An 18,241-nucleotide genomic window follows, 5' to 3' on the forward strand; every position below is an offset into this window, starting at 1 on the left:
CCGTCGCATAGTCCACGTTGTAAAAATCGTAGATATACAGAAACCGGAAGAACACCTCCGCCTCGTCCAGACGCCCCCGCTGATAGAATCGATACGCATAGGCATAGATGCCATCCATCAAGTCCTGGGAGTACCCTGCATATCCTTGATGGTCACGCCAGCCTGAATTGCCTCAAGCATTGACGGCGTCATCTCTTCCAATTCAAATACATCGGAGTCACGCGTTTTTTGGGCCAGACCACATCCTCATACCGGTCAATGGTTAGCCAATCGATGCGGCGATGCAACACGATTCACTGTACGCTCCGCCCCACGGAACAACTTTCAAAAATCATGCGAAATACAATTGTTTGATTTGTCAACCCTCTGCGACATCCGGACGCACACGCTCGTCTGCGCTATCGTCCGGCACCACGTCCGGCAGGTTCGCGCGCTCCACCTCCCGCAACCACTTCAATACCTCGAATACTGGGGCCGACCTGAAAAATGGAAGTCAACGTTTCGTAAAATCGAGAAACGTTGGCTTGGATGAATCGAATTCCAAGGGCGGTCTATACGAAGGAGCTTCGCGACGAAGCGGTCAAGCTGGCGTTGACTGAGGGTGTTGGGGGTATCGGAAGCTTCCCGGCGGTTGTCGATTTCAACCAAGACGCTGGCAAACTGGGTACGCGCGGCGAAGGCCGGCAAGCTGAAAGATGTCGGTCGGCACCAGAAGCCACTGACAGAAGTGGAGGTCGAGCTGGCGCGGGCCAAGCGCGAACTGGCCGAGGTCAAAATGGAGCGCGATCGGCTAAAACGTCGAACCTGAATAATCTTGGATCGTATATGCGGCTCGCAGCCCTAATTTCGGCGCTCCACCGTTGCGTGCAACAGCGCCCGCACGTCACCGTGATCGGCGCGGGTCTGCCTTAGTTGCGAGGTCGCATGGGGGAAGCGAAGTCTTACGCCGAACGCTTGTTCGACTTTGTCGAGATCGGACCTCTCCCAATCGGCGAAGCCGAGCGCGCCATCACGGTTCCAGCCGAGGAGGAGGGCATCGATGTCGAGCCCGAAGCGGTCGCGCGCATCGTTCAAGAGACTTCAGGCTACCCCTATTTTTTGCAGGAATGGCGCAAGAGTGCATGGGATGTCGCAGACGCAAGCCCAGATTACACATGGCCGATGTCACCAAATGCCTCGGAGCTGGCCGTCGCAGCGTTGGACGAGAGCTTCTTCCGGGTCCGTTTCGATCGTCTCACGCCGACGGAGAAGCAGTATCTACGGGCGATGGCGGATCTTGGTCCAGGCCCGCGTCGGTCGGGGGATATAGCGCCCCGACTTGGCCGTAAAGTCGAGTCTCTTGGAGCGATTCGCAGCGGACCGATCAGCAAAGGCATGATCTGGAGTCCGACCTACGGAGATACAGCGTTTACCGTCCCGCTGTTAGACGAATTCATGAAGCGAATCATGCCGGAGTTCCGCGGCTGACTAGGATGAATGAAGCGTTGGCAGTTTATATTTTTTACATAAACTGCCAACGCTTCATCAAAGAAGTGCTTGATGCGGAGGGGCGGACTCAGCGTGGCGGCGTATCAGTCGACGCGCCTGGACTACTTCGCCGCGCAGCACGAAGTCCCATTGGACGGTCCGGACGCCCTGCGTCGGTAGCCATAGATTACTTCGTGGGACGCATTGATTGCAGCGCGTCGGCCTGGGAGCGCGCGCCGCTCAGTGCCTGCGGCCTGCGCAAATGAAACCGCAGCGGCTGCTCGCCCCGGGCGACCGACGCCGCTTCGTTGTCGGCGGCGCATCCGCAGCATCCATCACCGCACCCGCCATCGACCGTAGAGTTTCGCGTCAGCCGGCGCGCGAACCTGCACAACACGAAGCATGCGCTGCCAATCACAAGGATAGCGACCACCATGTACTGCCAACCGAATCCTGAACTCATGACAACGCCCTCGCAATCTGATAGGTCGCGAACGACGCGGTGTACGCCATCGCGAACATGTAGCCGAACGCGAGCGCGACGATGCGCCACGAACCGGTCTCGCGGCGAATCACGGCCAGCGTCGACATACATTGCGGGGCAAAAGCGAACCACACGAGCAGCGACAACGCACTGGCGAGCGAGAAATTGGCGGCGAGCGCATGACCGACGCTCGCGATGTCGGCGTCGCCGCCGCTCACCGCATAAACGGTCGCCAGTGCCACGACAGCGGTTTCGCGCGCGGCGAATGCGGGAATCAGCGACAGGCTGATCTGCCAGTTGAAGCCAAGTAGCGCGAACACGTGCTGCAGACCGCGGCCCAGATAGCCGGCGAACGTGTAGTCAATCGCTGGGCCGATGGCACCCGCCGGTGGCGACGGAAATGTCGAGATGAACCACATCAGCACGGTCAGTGCGAGGATCACGCCGGTCAGCCGCTTCATGAAGATCGAGCCGCGCTCCCATAGGCCGATCAAAACGTCGCGCGGCCGCGGCAGGCGATACGACGGCAGTTCCATCAGGAGTGCATGCTCGCCCGCGTGACCGCGCAGCTTCTTCATGATCCAGCCCACCAGCATCGCGCCGCCGATTCCAACAGCATACAGCGCGAACAGCACGATGCCCTGCAGGTTGAACAGGCCGAGCACGCGATGCGACGGAATGAATGCGCCGATCAGCAACGCATAGACCGGTAGGCGCGCGGAGCACGTCATCAGCGGTGCAACGAGAATCGTTGCAAGCCGATCGCGCGAGTCTGTGATGCTGCGCGTGCCGAGCACGCCGGGAATCGCGCACGCGAAGCTCGACAGCAGCGGAATAAACGAGCGTCCGGTAAGCCCGACTGACACCATCGTGCGGTCGAGCAGGAACGCGGCGCGCGGCAAGTAGCCCGACTCCTCCAGAACCAGAATGAACAGGAACAGCACCAAAATTTCGGGCAGAAAGCCGACCACCGTGCCGAGTCCACCGATCAGACCGTCGGTAATGAGACCGAGCAGCGGCCCGCTTGGCAGCCACGCCCCGGCCAGCGTGCCGAGCCACGCGAAGCCGTCACCGATTGCGTCGGTCATCGGCTTGCCAATCGAATAAACCGCCTGGAACACCAGGAACATCGCGGCAGCGAGTATGACGAGCCCGAGCACCGGATGCAGTGCCCAGCGGTCGATGAGGTCGTCGCGCGCGTCGGTAGCGCGCGGCATCTCGACCGCGGTGGCAAGCAGCGAGCGCACTCGCGCGTGAATCGCGTCCGGGCCGCTTCCGAGGTCCGGCGCAGGCGTTGTCTCGCGCTTGCCCGGATGCTCACGATCGAGCACGTCGACGAGCGGGCTCACGCCCTCGCGCCGGACTGCCACGGTCTGGACAATCGTCACGCCGAGTTCGCGCTCCAGCGCAGCGACATCGATGCGGATGCCGCGCCGCTCCGCGGCGTCCATCATGTTCAGCGCCAGCACGACCGGACGGCCGAGGCGCTGCACTTCGAGCACGAAGCGCAGGTGCAGGCGCAGATTGGTTGCGTCGACCACGCAGACCACGAGATCGGGTGGTATTTCGCCCGGATGGTAGCCCAGCAGCACGTCGCGCGTGATGCGCTCATCGGGGCTCGTCGAATCGAAACTGTAGGCACCCGGGAGGTCGAGCACTTGGATCTGCCGGCCGGACGGCGAGACATATTTCCCGAGCTTGCGCTCGACGGTGACGCCCGCATAGTTTGCGACCTTTTGGCGGCCACCCGTCAACTGGTTGAACAATGCAGTCTTGCCGCAGTTTGGACTGCCGACCAGCGCGACGCGCAATGCAGCGGAACTCATGAGCGGCCGGCCTCTCGGATGCTGACGCGCTCTGCTTCCGCGCGGCGCAGCGCGAAGCGGGTCGAACCGATTTGGATCAGGATCGGGTCGGCACCCCATGGCCCGCGCGCTACCACGCGCACCGGCTCGCCGGGCACGAAGCCGAGATCGCGCAGACGCTGCGCAATTGGGTCGTCCGGCTGTACGTCGTCGACATGGTCGACGAGGGCTGGCGTGTATTTCGTCAGGTTCGAGAGGCGCATCGCTGGCTAAAGTCCACCACAAACAATGAGAGTGATTCTCATTATATAAAGGGGCAGCGAGATGACAGCTACACGTTTTTGACCAATGCTCGAGGCATTTCGCCGCAGGCGCGCGCCGGATCGCATGAATGCCTACGCTTGCCTGAAACGCTCCATATAGAACCGGCCGACCGGCAGCACAACGCGGCCGCCATGCAGAAGAACGCGCAGACGGCCCGACAACGCAGGACTTCGTCAACCACTACGACACCGCGATGCTGCCAGCGCGGCTGCGTAAACCGAAAGATAGAGAGTAGGTTTCACATTGCACCTCGTCCGGTGGTTGGAGCGGCGATGAAGGTTGCTTGTGTTGCTTTGCGTTCACCCGTGCCTCTTACGAGTAGGACATCCCCCGCAGGTTCGTACAGGAAGCGGTGATCATTGCGCTCGCCGATGACGGCCGCCTTCCAGATGGCCGCGTAGAAGTTGAAGTTCGCCAGGGCCTCGGTCAGATCGGTCATTGCGGTACCGTCGAGCGTGTCGAGGGATGAGTGCCATGACTTTCGAGGCTGCTCGCACGGTATTCGGCGCGTAAATTGCTTGCCGAGATCGATTCCTAACGTGACCGAGTTCATGGCGACCTCCAAGGGTGGTAGCGCCACTACGATAAAAGAAGCGGGTGGACCATACCATTAGTGGCCGACCAGCTTGCTGATGGTTCGAAGTTCCGCACCTTGACGATCGTGGATGTCTTCACGAAAGAAACATTGGCCATCGAAGTTGGACAGCATTTGAGAGGCGAACACGCGGTGTCAGCATTGAATCATATCGCCGTCAGACGCGGAGCTCCGCGACACCTGTTCGTGGACAACGGCAGGAAATTCTCCGGGCGCCTGCTCGACATGTGGGCATATCACTGTCGCGCAAAAATCGACTACAGCCGCCCGGACAAGCCGACGGACAATTGCCACATCGAGACATTTAACGGATCATTCCGCGACGAGCGTTTGAACCTACATTGGTTCGAGACGCTGGGCGAAGCCAAAGCGATCATCGAGGTTTGGCGTCGGGATTACAACGAGAGCCGTCCTCACTCTGCGCTCAAAGAATTGGCACCAACTGAATTCGCCCGCCAGCTGGTGCTTTCGGTGGGTCCGGCTGGACCCGAAACACCGGAAAACTCGCCCTAGATCTGGTCTAGGAAGCCCGGGCGGATCACAGGTGTTATGTAGATCTTTCCTGATTGTCCAGCTTTTGCGGAGCCACAACATGCCGATTTCTCGCACCAACTTTCTATCATCCGCTTCTGCTCGTTCCCACCATTCGGGCACAAATTGGGGTGCTTACCCTCCTTCGCGATCCGATGTAGATGAGTCGGGCTTCGCGAGCAACAACGACTTTTCTGGATGGCGAGGCCACTTTTCAAGAGCGATCAATGGCTGTGTTAACGTGAGCTTCTCGTTCACGTCAGGTAGGCAATCAACCCGGCATGCGACTTTAAGCGCTACCCCCGCTCAGGGCCGGCGTGTTGTGAGGGCGGTGGAGACTGTACGAGGAGACGTGATAGGTCCTATTGACGAGCTTGCCGGGACGGTGACCGGAGACGTGCTGGGTTCGATCGGCAATTTGATTGGAATCGTCAGAGGCGATGTGAACGGAGACGTAGACCAACTGGCCGGGACCGTTGAAGGTGACGTCAACGGGAGCGTCAATCGACTCGACGGAACTGTCAGGGGAGACATCAATGGGAGCGTCAATCGACTCGACGGAACTGTCGGGGGGGACGTCAATGGAAGCGTCAATCGACTCGACGGAACTGTCAGGGGAGACATCAATGGGAGCGTCGATCGACTCGACGGGACTGTCGGGGGGGACGTCAATGGAAGCGTCACTCAACTCGGCGGAATCGTCAGGGGCGACATCAATGGGAACGTCAATTGGATCGACGGAGCGGTTGGAGGAGATGCCATCGAAGGTCTTCATCATCCATCCGGGATGTCACGTGGGGAGAGCATCGTCGGTTCGATTCGCCAGAGTGATCAGTCGGGCGCATCGGTTCTTGTCGGCGTTCCAGGGTTGTTGGGGGAGCAGAACCTCTCATCGTCGCTGGGCCGCGGTGAGCGGATCGCGCAATCCGCTGTTCCGGATGTGAGTGACACGTGTGGTCCTGATGGTCGCGCGAATCGTCGCGATTCGAATGCGTCACGGGTCGACGCAAGGCCCAGTGCACCCCACAATGCGCTAATGCTGGCGGTCAGCCGCTGGACATCTGGGTGCGACCACGTAGCGACTCAATGGTCTCATTTCGACGACGAACGCAACGCGTGCAATTTTGCGACGCTGCTCGACCGTCTTGACAAGACTGCGGAAGCACTGAATGGCGGCGCGCGCACGTTGCTGGCGCAACGGATCTGTGACGTGCTGGATGAGCTTGGTCGTTCGGCTGAGCTGAGGTCGACCTGTTTTGCTATCGCGGAAGACGCGCTCGGTGCGTGTGCTGATCGCGTGGCATTGGGCTTCGAGTATGTCGAGGACGCGATTGTCAATCACAAGGCATCCCGGGGGGATTTTTCCCAACAGGCACTGCTTCGACTCGGCAAGCAGAAGTTCCGGCAGGCCGTCGTAGAACGCATCGCCAGGGAAAAGTGCACACCAGGATCCGATCCGGTGGAAGTCCACCTGGCCTACCGCACACAACTGAAGGAGCCTCTCGACCTTCCCGGCAAGTCGATCCACATGCTTCATCGGTTTGCTGCACGAGTGAGTCAAAAAGACTTGATCCAGGCGATCGCGACGGTACGGCGTCTAGAGGCAAGTGAAGAGTTACGAGAGTTTTTGTGTAAGTATGAACCGTGGAAGGAGCATCTGAAACGAACACACGTCGATGCGTTCACGCGTTGGTTGGCGCCAGTGGTGGCGAATATGGACAAATTGTCGGTTCCGCCTGCTGATATGAGCGACGGCGAATATAAGAAAAAATGTGATGAGTTGGCCGAGCTGCACAAAAGCCTCGAAGATAACGTCGTGCGCGCATTGACTGCGAGTTGTTTATGACTTGACCCAATTCTCGGCATCTCGTCATGATTGCAGTGGCGGGCGCACGTACAATTGTCAGTGGATATTCTCGAATTTCGAGCAAAGAATTGAGTTGAGCACTCATTTTTTGGCAATATTATCCATAATTTGTGAAGATCGCACTCGCTTTCGAGAGGATATAAGCGTGAAATTAGTAGAATTTCATTATTGAAGCGGCGGCTGAGCTGCTCGTTAGCTGCGCGCTTCTGATTAATCAACCTCCGAATAGCATAGCAAACCGATTGATTGCGGATGGCCAGTCGCCTTACACGTACAGTCATGGCCAGGATATTGAGTCAATGCTCAAGGTAGCGTGATGGCAGCCTTGTCATCCGTGATGTAATCGCAATTCTTGATATACATTGGCCGGAGCTTGAGCTGGCGGTCGTCGGGTGCTGCCTCTTGAGCGGTTTGTGAAATTCGAGACGGAAGGGGAGTGTTCTAATTCCTTTGGAATAGCTGTGAGGATTGTGGAAGTCTATTGACGTCGCTTGATGCGGCAAGCGACTCTGGTTCACTTCGTCAAGAATCTATTTGCCATCGCAAGACATGATACAGACAGGGGCCTGGTGCAGGAACACGGCGCACCTGTTCGGTCTGTTCCTCTTAGTGAAACTGTTGATCGCGCGAAGTTGGCTTCGGTTGATGCATGGAAGTAATTCGTCATCCGTGTCGGAAACGCGAAAAATGCCGTGTGTCTTTGGTCAAAATCCCCAGAATTGGGCGGCACGTAGCCTCGGCATCCGGCCAATCGCGGGCTGGCGTCGCCGACAACTTCACGCGATTGCCTATTAAACGGTGATCCCCTATGGCTTGTATCTCAAGCGTCGTTTCGAGTGATGGGCGGGTCGCATCGTGTTCGCATCGGGGCAAAAACGACCCGCTCGTTCAGCAGGACCGCTTGTTGGATAATCCGCCGGATATCATGACATTTCAAAAGTTTGAAGTGTCTGATGGGGGGCGGATCATGTTGTTCTTTTCGGGTGGGCGTCGCATGCAACTGACTGCGGACCACTTTGGGGGCGGGCAGTATGATTTGACGGAGTTTGAAGCAGGGCGGTTGTTGTGCGTGACCGTCGGCGGTGACAATACGCTACTTCATCGACTCACGTGCACTAATGCTGACAATATCGGTGTGGATGAGGCGGCCTGCATCCACGCGCTGCTGAATCGGGCTCGGCATGACGAGGCGGATTTGGGGGGAGTTGCGTCGATTTATGCAAAGGTGAGCGAGGCCTACCGACGAGCGGGCTGCGATGAAGCACACGACCCAGATCAGCGAATTGCGTTTTGCGAGGAGGCGGCCGTCATCGCCATGCAGGCAGCGCAGTCATACGAACTGGCAAAGAGGCCCTTGAATGCAGCCGCATCATACGAACAGGTAGCCTCGGCATATCGTCTGATCGCGGAAATTAGTCAAATGGCTCAGCTCGAGGAGGGCTCGCTAGCGCTGGTGAAAGAGATGCATGCCGGGGCCAGCAAGCTGGCGTACAAGTCTTACCGAAGCACTCTTGACGAAGAGGTCGTTGACTCCGATGGCAATTGCTTTTTCGAGGCGCTTAACAAATCGGGAGATTTAGGTCGAGGTGCGAGTACGCTTCGATCCGAAGCGGTCAGAGAACTGCGATCAAACGAGGGGAGTTATGCGCCTTTTGTGGTTGGCAACGATGTCGAGTCGCTCGCTTTAAAATTGGTGCGTGAAGGAGAATGGGAAAAGGGCGATATTGTTCCATATTTGTTGGCGAATGTATTGCGTCGCCCAATTAGAATTTTGGATAAGTGTCGCGAAACGGTGTTTACTGTGCACCCCAGTGCGAGTGATGGCGGTGAGCCAATTACAATCTTCTATAATGGAACAAGTCATTACAATGCGGCTGTACCCAATCAAGCGGTTGAATTGACTGGCGACCTGCTAAGCCACTTTTCAGATAACGTGTGCGGATCGCAAGTGGGGCGCGAGCGGAAGATCTCGGGTACGGTGAGCGACCGCTACGACCTTTCACGCTTTGTGAACGTTCAGGCCTCGACTTTTAATGCGGCCATAAAGGAACTGCGCAACGGATGTAAGGAATCGCACTGGATGTGGTACATGTTTCCCCAGCTCAAGGGGCTCGGGATGAGTGACAACGCTAAGCGGTTCGCGATTGGTTCGTTGTCGGAGGCTATCAGCTACTTGTCGCATCCCGAGCTGGGTAAGCGTATAACGGAAATGACTGAGGCCGTAAATCAAATAAAAGGACGGTCGATTCAAGAAATTTTTGGCGTCGTGGATGCAATGAAATTTCATTCATCGATGACATTGTTCTCGATGGCGGCTGCCGACAGTGGAAGCGTATTCGCTACCGCGCTAGAGAAGTATTTTGGCGGAAAGCGAGACGAAAAGACAGTGGATTTGCTCAACGCTCGGTTACTAGGAGGTTGAGTGAGAAGGGGGTATCGGCGACTTTACCTTGGCTCGAACTTGCGTCCAAAAGAGGGCGCTCGCTGCGAGGTGAAGTTCAACCCGTTTGAGGGTCGGCAGGAACGGGAACGTGGTAAGCACGATTCTCCGCCATCGGTCTGAAACCGGACCCGTGGCAGGTGAGCCGCAAGGCGAGCTGTTGGAGGAGCAGACAAGAGAATGCGGGAAAATCGAATGCCGGGCTGTGATCGCCCAAATGCGGGTTCAAATTTTGCCCTGGCCTGAAAAGGTGCAGACCACCGCGTGGTGCAGTTGTCGCAAGTCCACGTTTGAGATTCACCGAGGGGAATCTTGTGAGAGACTGGTATGACTACGGTTCAGCGCCCTTCGTCTCAGTGATGAGGCGAATCAACAACTGGATGCTGGCGAAGTGCTCGTGCAGTTGGCGAGGCCGGCGTCAGCGCGACGCTTCATGCTGTGCTCGAGCCGTATGCAGGGGAACGCTCGCACGTATGGTTCTTCGGGGGGTGCCCCTATATGTTTCGTCAAGCGTTAGGGGCTGACTTGGGTTGGTAAATGGTGCCGTCACGCAGCATGGCGAACAGGACGTCGCAGCGTCGCCGTGCGAGCGCGATGAGCGCTTGGTTATGACGCTTGCCTTGCTGGATCTTGCGCGAGTAATAGGCCCGCGAGACTGGGTCCCGCAAGGCCGCGAAGGCGGAGAGGAACAAGGCACGCTTGAGTACCTTGTTGCCACGTCTGGATGGATGTTCGCCACGTATCGATGAGCCGGAGCGTCGGGTGACCGGGGCAAGGCCAGCGTAGGCTGCTAGGTGTGCAGCCGAAGCGAACACCTTATGGGCAACCTCGGTTAGGAGTCTGGCGGCGGTCCTGACGCCGACTCCCGGCATGCTGGTCAGGACCGGCCAAAGAGGGTGAGCAAGCACCAGTCGTTCAACTTCGGCAGCGACCTCGTCGCGTTGCTGACGCAAGGCCGCAAGCTGCCGGGCCAAACGGGGCATGACGATGGTGGCGGCTTGCGTGCCGGGCACGGTCACGGCTTGTTCGCTTAGTGCCTGAACGATCTCGGCCGCCAAGCCTTTGCCCATGCGAGGAGCGAGCTTGGTCAGGCGATTGGCGAGCGACTTCTCGCTGGCGCTGGCAAGCGCGACGGGCGACGGATAGCGCTCAAGCAGATCGAGTACCGCGGGATGGTCAAGGCGCGGTCCGAGAACACGCTCAAGCGCCGGATGGATCTGAGTAAGCAGGCCGCGAATGCGGTTGCTGGTTTGCGTGACCTGAGCGGCGAGGTCGTCATCGAAGCCGCAGAGCATGGTGAGCTCGGCGAGTTGCTCGTCGGCCAGTCGAAGCGAGCGCAGCGTATGCGGCATCGAGCGAGCGGCTTCGGCGATGATCGCGGCGTCTCGGGCATCGGTCTTGGCTTCGCCGGCGTGCAGATCAGCGATGCGGCGCATGGCCAGTCCGGGCAGATAGGCGACGAGTACGCCTTCGGCGCGGGCAACGGCCACTGGCAGCGCGCCGATGGTGGAAGGCTGATCGACGACGAACAGCAATCGACCGTGAGTCTTGAGTTCGGCGATGAGGGCTCGCAGCTTGACCTCGTCGTTAGGTAGCGCCTTGTTGTACAGACGCTTGCCGTTCCGATCGAGCGCAACGGCGTGATGCTGGCCTTTACCGACATCGACGCCGACGAAGACATCGACGGCACCATGTTGTTGAGTGTCTTGCATCGAAGTATGAGCAGAGTGAACGGATTGGCCTGCAACAACGGTGGCAAGTCTCGGCATCCACGTTACGGACGGCGTCGGGATATCCCGGCCAAACCCCTATCAGCGATCACCAGCCACCCACCAGGCCCGGTGACAACACCCCCCGGATCATGACTGCGACTGGGGGCGGGAATCATGCCGGGCCTGGCTGGCCAAAGCCCCAATTATCGGGGCGTAAAGATAGTAACGGGGGCGCGTTTCCGCAAGGAGACGGGGCTATCCAATTTTGCGACCCTGAACCGCCTTTCGCATTGGCGCTAGTGCAACGGCTGCTTTCACGATGAAACCGCCATCCGCACCATCAAGCTGGTGCGGCGAGTCGTAGGTGCTTTGGGGCCATTCGCTTTTAGTAAAACAGCCCCTTAAAATCTCCCGAATCACGGGTTGACAATACTTTTTGTCTACCTAATATGAATCGAGCGCGGCACGTTCGTTATCGTTGGGTCGATAAAGAACCAGATTGTCGATTGACCATCTGAGTCGTGTGAACCGAGGATTTCGATCGGTGATACGGAGAAGATTTCGCATTGCTTGGGATGCGCCTCCGATGTGCATGTCGAGTGAAGCGACAGGATGTACCTTGAAAGGACGGGGGCGTTTGGGTCGTTCGCAAACGCATAGTCAACGAAGCGGGGTCTACTGATGTCGGCGAAGAAAAATGAATACGCCTGGTCAGCCGTGGACGTTGGTGAAACACATTCTCGCGGACGATCGAGAGCTCGGCGCCGCGCGCGCTTATTGCCAGTCTCTGCTCGATGCACCCACACATCGCCTGCCGCTGATCGCGTATCGGGAGGATAGTGCGCAAGGCCGGCGTCTCGTGCGTATCGAACGCTTTGCCGAAGACTTCGCTGAGCGGACCGGGATCGACCTGCATGCGCGCTGCAATGCGCTCGCGCGAGCGCTGTTCGAGCGTCCCTGCCTGCTGTTCAAGGACAAGATCAATTTTCGCTACCCGGCCTCGCCAGGCTTCAGGGCGCATCAGGATGCCGCCGCGGGCTGGAACCGCTATGCGTCGCATTACGCGACCGTTGCCGTGCTGATCGAGGCGTCCCAACCTGACAGCGGCGGCTTTGAATTCGCGACCGGGGCATCGCCTGGATTTCTTTATCCGAATCTGAACGGTCAACTCGACGACGCACTCTTCGCGTCGCTGTGCCCGCAACCACTCGATGTCGAAGCAGGTGACGGACTGCTATTTGACGGTTATGCACCGCATCGGACATATGCAAACAGAACGGGACGTGTTGTTCCACATCTTTTTCTCACGTTCAATTGCGCCGACGAGGGTGATTTTCGCGACCGCTATTACGCGGAGAAGATCGCGGGCATGACATCGCACGGTGACGGCTACGCGTTCCGACTGTTCGATTTCGGTCCCGAAGGAGCCATGCGATGACACGCTTCGTCGGCAATATCAGGGTCGAGTTTCTTGACCCCGCGCAGCGCTCGGACGTCGTCTACCGGGGCCTCGAAACCGCGCTGTCGGCGAAGGATTCCCGACGTTTTCAGCGTGTGATGCTGGTGTCCCCCGGGGCGATCCTGTACCGCGGCGACCTGCCTCGCTGCACCTATCCATTGGGACTGGGCTATCTCGGCGCGATGCTCGAGCGCAATGGCTATGACGTACGGCTGCTCGACTGTCTGGTTGAGGGCTACGACCAGGTCGAACCCGTCGACAACGCAGGCGAGTTCGTTCGCTACGGTCTCGGTGCCCAGTCGATCCGCGACGCGCTGCGCCGGTGGGAGCCTGAGGTGATCGGCGTGTCCAGCATTTTCTCGAACCAGTCCGACATCATCGAGGAAATCTTCCGGATCGCGCGCGATACGGTTCCCGACGCGCTTCTGATCACGGGGGGCGCCCACGCACGATATTTTCCGGAGCAGTATCTCGAGTCGCTTGACGCCGACGCGGTTTTCCTCGGCGAATCGGAAAACACGATCGTGGAATTCCTCGACTGGGCGAACGGCGCCCGACCACTCGAGAGCCTGCAAGGCATCGTCGTGCGGCAGCGCAGCGTCAACCGGATCTTCTCGAACAAGTCGATGCCGCTCATCAAGGTTGCGCGAACGTGTTCGACCGACCCGATCGCCGACCTCGACGTCATTCCCTATCCGGCCTGGCACCTCTACAACATGGAGCGTTACTTCGAAATCGGCGCCTATCAATCGCCCTATACGGTCGGATCGCGTGTGGCTCAGCTCTACACGAGTCGAGGATGTACCGCGAAATGCTCGTTCTGCACGACGACCAACTTCTGGGGCGGCAAGCTGCGCCGTCGCAGCCCGGACAACGTAGTAAATGAAATCCGTTCGCTCGTTGAGCACTACGGAATCGACGAGTATCACATACAGGACGACAACATCACGAACGACAAAGAGCATGCGCGCACGTTGTTTCGTGCGCTGGCCGACGTCAAGCTTCCGTGGTGCACACCGCAAGGAACCGCGCTTTGGCGCATGGACGAAGGCTTGCTCGATCTGATGCGCGACGCGGGGTGTTACCAAATCACGTTCGCGATCGAAAGCGGCGTGCAGCGCGTGCTGACTGAGCTGATCCGCAAGCCGCTCGATCTCGCGCGCACGCGTCATCTCGTGAGATACGCGCGGGATATCGGGCTCGACGTACATGGCTTCTTCATCATCGGCATGCCGCCGATGTTTGGCTGCGATGGCGAAACGATCGACGAAATGCGCGAAACCTATCGCTTCGCATGCGACGCGGGCTTCACCAGCGCATCGTTTTTCACGGCAACGCCGATCGTCGGTTCGGAACTGTTGACGGAATGCTTGCGCCAAGGATTCGTCGCCCCGGACACACCGCTTTATAAAATGTCGTACAAGCAGGGGTTGATCGAAGTTCCCGGCCTCTGGGCCGGCACTGAGATCGCCGCACTCGCACACGAATTCAACATGTCGTTCAACAGAGGGAGTGTCAAGCATGGACGCCGATTCTGGAGCGAGCAGCAATACTGAATGTGATGGCGAAGGTACGCGGACGCGGCCGGTCGTCTACGTCGCGATGTGCGCGGACGTGTTCCATGATGGTCACGTGAACGTGCTGCATCATGCGTCGACCTACGGCGACGTGATCGTTGGATTGATGACCGACGAGGCGATCGCGAGCTACAAGCGGATGCCGCTCTTCTCGTTCGAGCAGCGGCGTGCGGTCGTCGCGAACAGTGTCTGGGTCAAGGATGTCGTGCCGCAGACGACACTCGACTTCCGCCACAATCTACGCAAGCTTCGGCCCGAATTCGTTGTGCATGGCGATGACTGGCGCGAAGGCGCACAGCGCGATACGCGTGCACAAGTTGTCGAGGTGTTGCGCGAATGGAATGGCACACTGATCGAAATACCCTATACGCACGGCGTATCGTCGACCTATGCCCAGCAGCGCATCCGCCGAAACGGTATCGCACCGAGCGAGCGGCAGGCGCGTTTGCGCCACGCACTGCGCGTACGCCCGCTGATTCGCGTGCTCGAGGCGCATAGCCCGCTCACTGCACTGATTGTCGAGCGCGCGCAGGTTCGGGACGGTGGAGGCGTTCGCGAATTCGACGCGATCTGGTCGAGCAGCCTGACGGACTCGACAGTGCGCGGCAAGCCGGACATCGAGGTCGTGGATCTGTCGATGCGGCTGCAAACGATCAACGAGATGTTTGACGTGACGATGAAGCCACTCGTTTACGATGCGGACAGCGGCGGTCTGCCCGAGCATTTCGTGTTCACGGTGCGTGCGCTTGAGCGTGTCGGCGTGTCGGCCGTCGTGATCGAAGACAAGGTTGGCCTCAAGCGCAATTCCTTGTCGTCCGGCGTATCCGCCCAGAGCCAGATCGCCATCGGGGAATTTTGCGAGAAGATTGCCGCCGGCAAGGATGCGCAGGTTGACGACGCGTTCATGATCGTGGCACGGATCGAAAGCTTCATCCTGGGCGCGGGGCTTGATGATGCACTTCAACGCGCGCTTGCGTATGCTCAGGCGGGCGCCGACGCGGTATTGATCCACAGCCGCAATCACCAACCCGTCGAGGTACTGGACTTCTGTCGTGCGTTTCGGCTCGTCGACGCGCGGACGCCGATCTTTGCGATCCCGTCAACCTATGACATCGTCAGCGAGCACGATCTCGAGGTCGCCGGCGTAAACGGCGTCATTTACGCCAATCACCTGCTGCGCGCTGCGTATCCGGCAATGACGGCTGCCGCCGAGTCCATATTGCGTCATGGACGCGCGCACGAATGCGCGCGTACGGGCGCGAGTCTGCATGACATTTTGTCCGTGGTGGCCGGCAATACGGCCGATGCCGGCGTGCGGGCCGATGCGGTGCCAAGGACCGGCGAAATCGTGTAAAGAGGTGGACCGACATGTCCGTACACCTGTCGCTCGTATTTCCCGGCGCCGCCGCGCACGTTCCGCAGCTCGCTCGCGAACTTGTCGCACGGCGGATCGCGGTGCTTCGCGGCCCTCGCTCGTTCGAACTGAGCGATGCGCAGGCATTGCTGCATCTCGGGGCCATGACGTGCGATCGCGTCGACTACATCGTCGCCGACGCTTCCCCCACGCTGGAATCGATCGAGATGGCCGGCGCGTTCTTTGCGGGGAGCGGCGCGGACACGATTCTTGCGATAGGCGGCGGGGCTGTCATTGATACGGCGAAAGGTGTCAGGCGGATCGCCGCATGTCCGCACTTGTGCGCCGCCGATGCGCTGCGTATGCGCGGCGGGTCTACCCGACGGCTTCCTGCTTGCATCGCGGTGCCAACCACGGCTGGCACCGGAAGTGAAGTCACACCGTTCGCGACATTCTATGTCGGGGGCGTCAAGCATTCGGTCGACCATCCGGACGCCATGCCGGACCGCGCCGTAGTCGATGCGCGATTGACGGGCAGCCTCGACGCGCGCCAGACGGCCTGCTCCGGTGTCGACGCAATCTGTCACGGTATCGAGTCGATGTGGTCACGCGCGGCGACGACGGAAAGCATCACGTATGCGAGCGACGCGCTGACGCTCTGCGGCAGATATCTCGGCGACGCGATTCGCGAGGGTGACGCCAACGCACGTGCCGCCGTCATGTACGCTGCGCATCTGTCCGGCCGCGCGATCGCGATCACCCGCACGACCGCGGCGCATGCGCTGTCTTACGCGCTGACGGCGCGGTTCGGTATCCCGCATGGTCATGCGGTCGGTCTGTTCATGGGACCGGTGCTCGCCGAACACGCACGCGAGGTTCATCGCGGCAAGGGCATAGCCGAATATCAGGAGACGATCCTGGCACGCCTCGCGTTGCCGAATGCGCGCACGCCACGGCAGCGATGGGAGGCGCAATTGCGTGAATGGGGGCTGCCGGCAACGCTCGCGGAGGTCGGCGTCCCACGCTCGGCCTACGCGGAGCTCATTGCGGAGGTGAATCTCGAACGGCTCGCCAATCATCCGGTACGCCTCGATCTGCAGCATTTGCTCGATGCGTTGTAAATACGGGCCGGTGATCGATTCCGATCCAGACGATCGGCCCGCAACGCGGCATTTGCCCCCGCCGCGTTGATCAGCGGACCATTTCACGGGGGCATGGAGAGCAAGTGATGAGCAAGCAACCCGAAGTGGTACATGCGAATTTCGATTTGTTCCAGAAGGAGGCGTCGACCCTGATCGGGTCGTTCTCGGAGGCGATCTCGCGCGTCGGCAGGGGGGCCGCGCCCAATCAGGCAGTGCTCAAGCAGGTGCTCGAGGCCTCGCTCGCGAACACACTGGCGTCGCTCGCGGCGTCATTGGCGACGTCGATCTCCCACGTGTCGCGTGCCGATTCGTTCGCGAACAATGTAGGTCGTTTGCGGGAGCGTGTGCAGTCGCAAAGCAATTTGTTGATCAAGGCAAGCGAGATCAAGTGAAAGACGCGGCCTGGTTGAACCCGGGCCGCACTTGTGAGAGCACGCTCATCATGACCTCCGATTCGGGCGCGTTTCAGGCATTCTTGCGTCAGCAGATCGAACGGGAGCAAGCGCCCGTCTACAAGCCGATTCGCCGGCTGTCGACGCGCCTGTCGTGGCGTCTCGCGAAAGCGAACGTCCACCCCAACCTGCTGACGTTTCTCGGTGCGCTCGCGGCGCTCGCCGCCGCGACCCTGATGTCGTACGGTCAGCATGGCGCGATGCTGGCGGCAGCGGTGCTTATCGCGGTCGCGTATCTGTTCGACTGCATGGACGGTGAAGTTGCGCGAGCCGGCAGCCGCGCGTCCGCGCTCGGCGGGCAGCTCGATCAGCTTTCGAATTGGGTGACGCTCGTCGCACTGCAGATCGGGCTGGCACTCGGTGCCTCCGTGCAGTCCGGCAACCCGTCGATGGCGACATGGGGAATGTTTGCCGTGGCCGGCTGGTGCACGTTTTATTACCTCTACCTGCAACTCGCGAGCTGGGTGCCAGCCGACGGCCGATTTGCGCTGCTGCGCAAGTTGTCGCGCATTCTCTTCGCGACGATGCCGCTCGACGAGAATCTCGTGCTGCTTGCGGCGATCACGGGCCACGCGAAAATCGGCATCGTGGTATCGGCGATGCTGTCGCTGACGCTGTCGGCGGTAGTTTGCGCGACCTTCATTGCAGGCATGATCGCATCGACGCGCGAGACGCCCCAGGCGGATGCAGCATCAGCGGCTCCCCCCTCCTGACGTGGCAATCCGGGCGGCAGAAGGGATTTCCGGGAGCGGCATCGACGTGGCAGGTTCAACGGACATGACTACCCGCATCTTGTGCCTGCTACCCGTTCGCAACGGCGCGGAGCACCTGCAGGCCTACTTAGATAACGTTAGACTCTTCGCATCCGGCATCGTCGCGCTGAACGATGGAAGTACGGACCAGGCGCTCGACCTGCTGAGCAGGGAGGCACTTCCAGACGCATCGCCCCGGATGTGCGCCGGTCGCGCGCCCGCCGTTTCCTCGCTATCGACAGCGTGAGCGAGGCTCGCAACCGATCCGCGGCGCGCAAAG

General features: G+C 59.6%; 14 protein-coding genes and 2 pseudogenes. 11 read left to right on the forward strand and 5 right to left on the reverse strand.

Annotated features, from left to right (window positions below; translation table 11 throughout):
- Positions 1 to 118, reverse strand: a 118-nt coding sequence (locus WS46_RS36805; RefSeq protein ID WP_306453764.1) for a tetratricopeptide repeat protein, incomplete at its 3' end; no start/stop codon positions are given.
- 410 nt (positions 119 to 528) lie between these two features.
- On the opposite strand from WS46_RS36805, the pseudogene WS46_RS34635 reads away from it, so the two are divergent.
- Positions 529 to 799 (forward strand): annotated as a pseudogene (locus WS46_RS34635) (transposase); the annotation flags it as partial.
- A gap of 125 nt (positions 800 to 924) precedes the next feature.
- The gene (locus WS46_RS27845; protein WP_059533155.1) at positions 925 to 1,467 is read left to right on the forward strand and encodes a hypothetical protein; all 543 of its coding nucleotides are present in this window, start codon (positions 925 to 927) and stop codon (positions 1,465 to 1,467) included.
- Between the two features lie 459 nt (positions 1,468 to 1,926).
- Here WS46_RS27845 and WS46_RS27855 read toward each other — a convergent pair whose 3' ends face one another.
- The 3 genes from WS46_RS27855 to WS46_RS27865 form a co-directional block, all read right to left on the reverse strand.
- Positions 1,927 to 3,777 carry a ferrous iron transporter B gene (locus WS46_RS27855; protein WP_059533151.1) on the reverse strand — a complete coding sequence of 617 codons (1,851 nt, stop codon included), beginning with the start codon at positions 3,775 to 3,777 and terminating at the stop codon, positions 1,927 to 1,929.
- Positions 3,774 to 4,019 carry a FeoA family protein gene (locus tag WS46_RS27860; RefSeq protein WP_059533149.1) on the reverse strand — a complete coding sequence of 82 codons (246 nt, stop codon included), beginning with the start codon at positions 4,017 to 4,019 and terminating at the stop codon, positions 3,774 to 3,776. The genes WS46_RS27855 and WS46_RS27860 overlap by 4 nt, the downstream gene beginning before the upstream one ends.
- A gap of 299 nt (positions 4,020 to 4,318) precedes the next feature.
- On the reverse strand, positions 4,319 to 4,633 hold the full coding sequence (locus WS46_RS27865) for a hypothetical protein (protein WP_156437257.1): 315 nt from the start codon (positions 4,631 to 4,633) through the stop codon (positions 4,319 to 4,321).
- Between the two features lie 45 nt (positions 4,634 to 4,678).
- Here WS46_RS27865 and WS46_RS34640 point away from each other — a divergent pair.
- From WS46_RS34640 to WS46_RS36945, 3 genes and pseudogenes are all read left to right on the forward strand, one after another.
- Positions 4,679 to 5,188 (forward strand): annotated as a pseudogene (locus WS46_RS34640) (integrase core domain-containing protein); the annotation flags it as partial.
- A gap of 370 nt (positions 5,189 to 5,558) precedes the next feature.
- On the forward strand, positions 5,559 to 7,052 hold the full coding sequence (locus WS46_RS34645; RefSeq protein ID WP_175981892.1) for an NEL-type E3 ubiquitin ligase domain-containing protein: 1,494 nt from the start codon (positions 5,559 to 5,561) through the stop codon (positions 7,050 to 7,052).
- Between the two features lie 925 nt (positions 7,053 to 7,977).
- A complete protein-coding gene (locus tag WS46_RS36945; protein WP_373557201.1) occupies positions 7,978 to 9,495 on the forward strand; it encodes a DUF1810 family protein in 1,518 nt (505 codons plus the stop codon).
- Between the two features lie 524 nt (positions 9,496 to 10,019).
- On the opposite strand, the gene WS46_RS27885 is transcribed toward WS46_RS36945, so the two are convergent.
- On the reverse strand, positions 10,020 to 11,225 hold the full coding sequence (locus WS46_RS27885) for an IS110-like element ISBma3 family transposase (RefSeq protein WP_059533142.1): 1,206 nt from the start codon (positions 11,223 to 11,225) through the stop codon (positions 10,020 to 10,022).
- A gap of 697 nt (positions 11,226 to 11,922) precedes the next feature.
- On the opposite strand from WS46_RS27885, the gene WS46_RS27890 reads away from it, so the two are divergent.
- From WS46_RS27890 to WS46_RS27915, 6 genes are all read left to right on the forward strand, one after another.
- Complete coding sequence (locus WS46_RS27890; RefSeq protein ID WP_082722099.1) at positions 11,923 to 12,663, forward strand: phytanoyl-CoA dioxygenase family protein; 741 nt, start codon at positions 11,923 to 11,925, stop codon at positions 12,661 to 12,663.
- A complete protein-coding gene (locus WS46_RS27895) occupies positions 12,660 to 14,240 on the forward strand; it encodes a B12-binding domain-containing radical SAM protein (RefSeq protein WP_059533139.1) in 1,581 nt (526 codons plus the stop codon). The genes WS46_RS27890 and WS46_RS27895 overlap by 4 nt, the downstream gene beginning before the upstream one ends.
- Positions 14,206 to 15,615 carry a phosphoenolpyruvate mutase gene (gene aepX / locus WS46_RS27900; RefSeq protein WP_082722100.1) on the forward strand — a complete coding sequence of 470 codons (1,410 nt, stop codon included), beginning with the start codon at positions 14,206 to 14,208 and terminating at the stop codon, positions 15,613 to 15,615. Before WS46_RS27895 ends, aepX begins: the two co-directional genes overlap by 35 nt.
- A 14-nt stretch (positions 15,616 to 15,629) precedes the next feature.
- Complete coding sequence (locus tag WS46_RS27905) at positions 15,630 to 16,736, forward strand: phosphonoacetaldehyde reductase (RefSeq protein ID WP_059533137.1); 1,107 nt, start codon at positions 15,630 to 15,632, stop codon at positions 16,734 to 16,736.
- A 107-nt stretch (positions 16,737 to 16,843) separates the two neighbouring features.
- The gene (locus WS46_RS27910; protein ID WP_059533135.1) at positions 16,844 to 17,149 is read left to right on the forward strand and encodes a hypothetical protein; all 306 of its coding nucleotides are present in this window, start codon (positions 16,844 to 16,846) and stop codon (positions 17,147 to 17,149) included.
- A gap of 50 nt (positions 17,150 to 17,199) precedes the next feature.
- Entirely contained in the window at positions 17,200 to 17,922 is a 723-nt protein-coding gene (locus tag WS46_RS27915; protein ID WP_059533133.1) for a CDP-alcohol phosphatidyltransferase family protein, read from the forward strand.
- The last annotated feature ends 319 nt before the right edge of the window (positions 17,923 to 18,241 follow it).

This window comes from Burkholderia sp. RF4-BP95, assembly GCF_001521985.1.
GTDB classification, from domain to species: domain Bacteria; phylum Pseudomonadota; class Gammaproteobacteria; order Burkholderiales; family Burkholderiaceae; genus Burkholderia; species Burkholderia diffusa.

What these genes read in the sequence shown, in the direction of transcription:
- WS46_RS27915 (WP_059533133.1), top strand. Translation starts at nt 17,200, where the DNA reads ATGACCTCCGATTCGGGCGCGTTTCAGGCATTCTTGCGTCAGCAGATC.
- WS46_RS27860 (WP_059533149.1), bottom strand. Translation starts at nt 4,019, where the DNA reads ATGCGCCTCTCGAACCTGACGAAATACACGCCAGCCCTCGTCGACCAT.
- aepX (WP_082722100.1), top strand. Translation starts at nt 14,206, where the DNA reads ATGGACGCCGATTCTGGAGCGAGCAGCAATACTGAATGTGATGGCGAA.
- WS46_RS27905 (WP_059533137.1), top strand. Translation starts at nt 15,630, where the DNA reads ATGTCCGTACACCTGTCGCTCGTATTTCCCGGCGCCGCCGCGCACGTT.
- WS46_RS27885 (WP_059533142.1), bottom strand. Translation starts at nt 11,225, where the DNA reads ATGCAAGACACTCAACAACATGGTGCCGTCGATGTCTTCGTCGGCGTC.
- WS46_RS27895 (WP_059533139.1), top strand. Translation starts at nt 12,660, where the DNA reads ATGACACGCTTCGTCGGCAATATCAGGGTCGAGTTTCTTGACCCCGCG.
- WS46_RS27890 (WP_082722099.1), top strand. Translation starts at nt 11,923, where the DNA reads ATGAATACGCCTGGTCAGCCGTGGACGTTGGTGAAACACATTCTCGCG.
- WS46_RS27910 (WP_059533135.1), top strand. Translation starts at nt 16,844, where the DNA reads ATGAGCAAGCAACCCGAAGTGGTACATGCGAATTTCGATTTGTTCCAG.
- WS46_RS27845 (WP_059533155.1), top strand. Translation starts at nt 925, where the DNA reads ATGGGGGAAGCGAAGTCTTACGCCGAACGCTTGTTCGACTTTGTCGAG.
- WS46_RS27865 (WP_156437257.1), bottom strand. Translation starts at nt 4,633, where the DNA reads ATGAACTCGGTCACGTTAGGAATCGATCTCGGCAAGCAATTTACGCGC.
- WS46_RS27855 (WP_059533151.1), bottom strand. Translation starts at nt 3,777, where the DNA reads ATGAGTTCCGCTGCATTGCGCGTCGCGCTGGTCGGCAGTCCAAACTGC.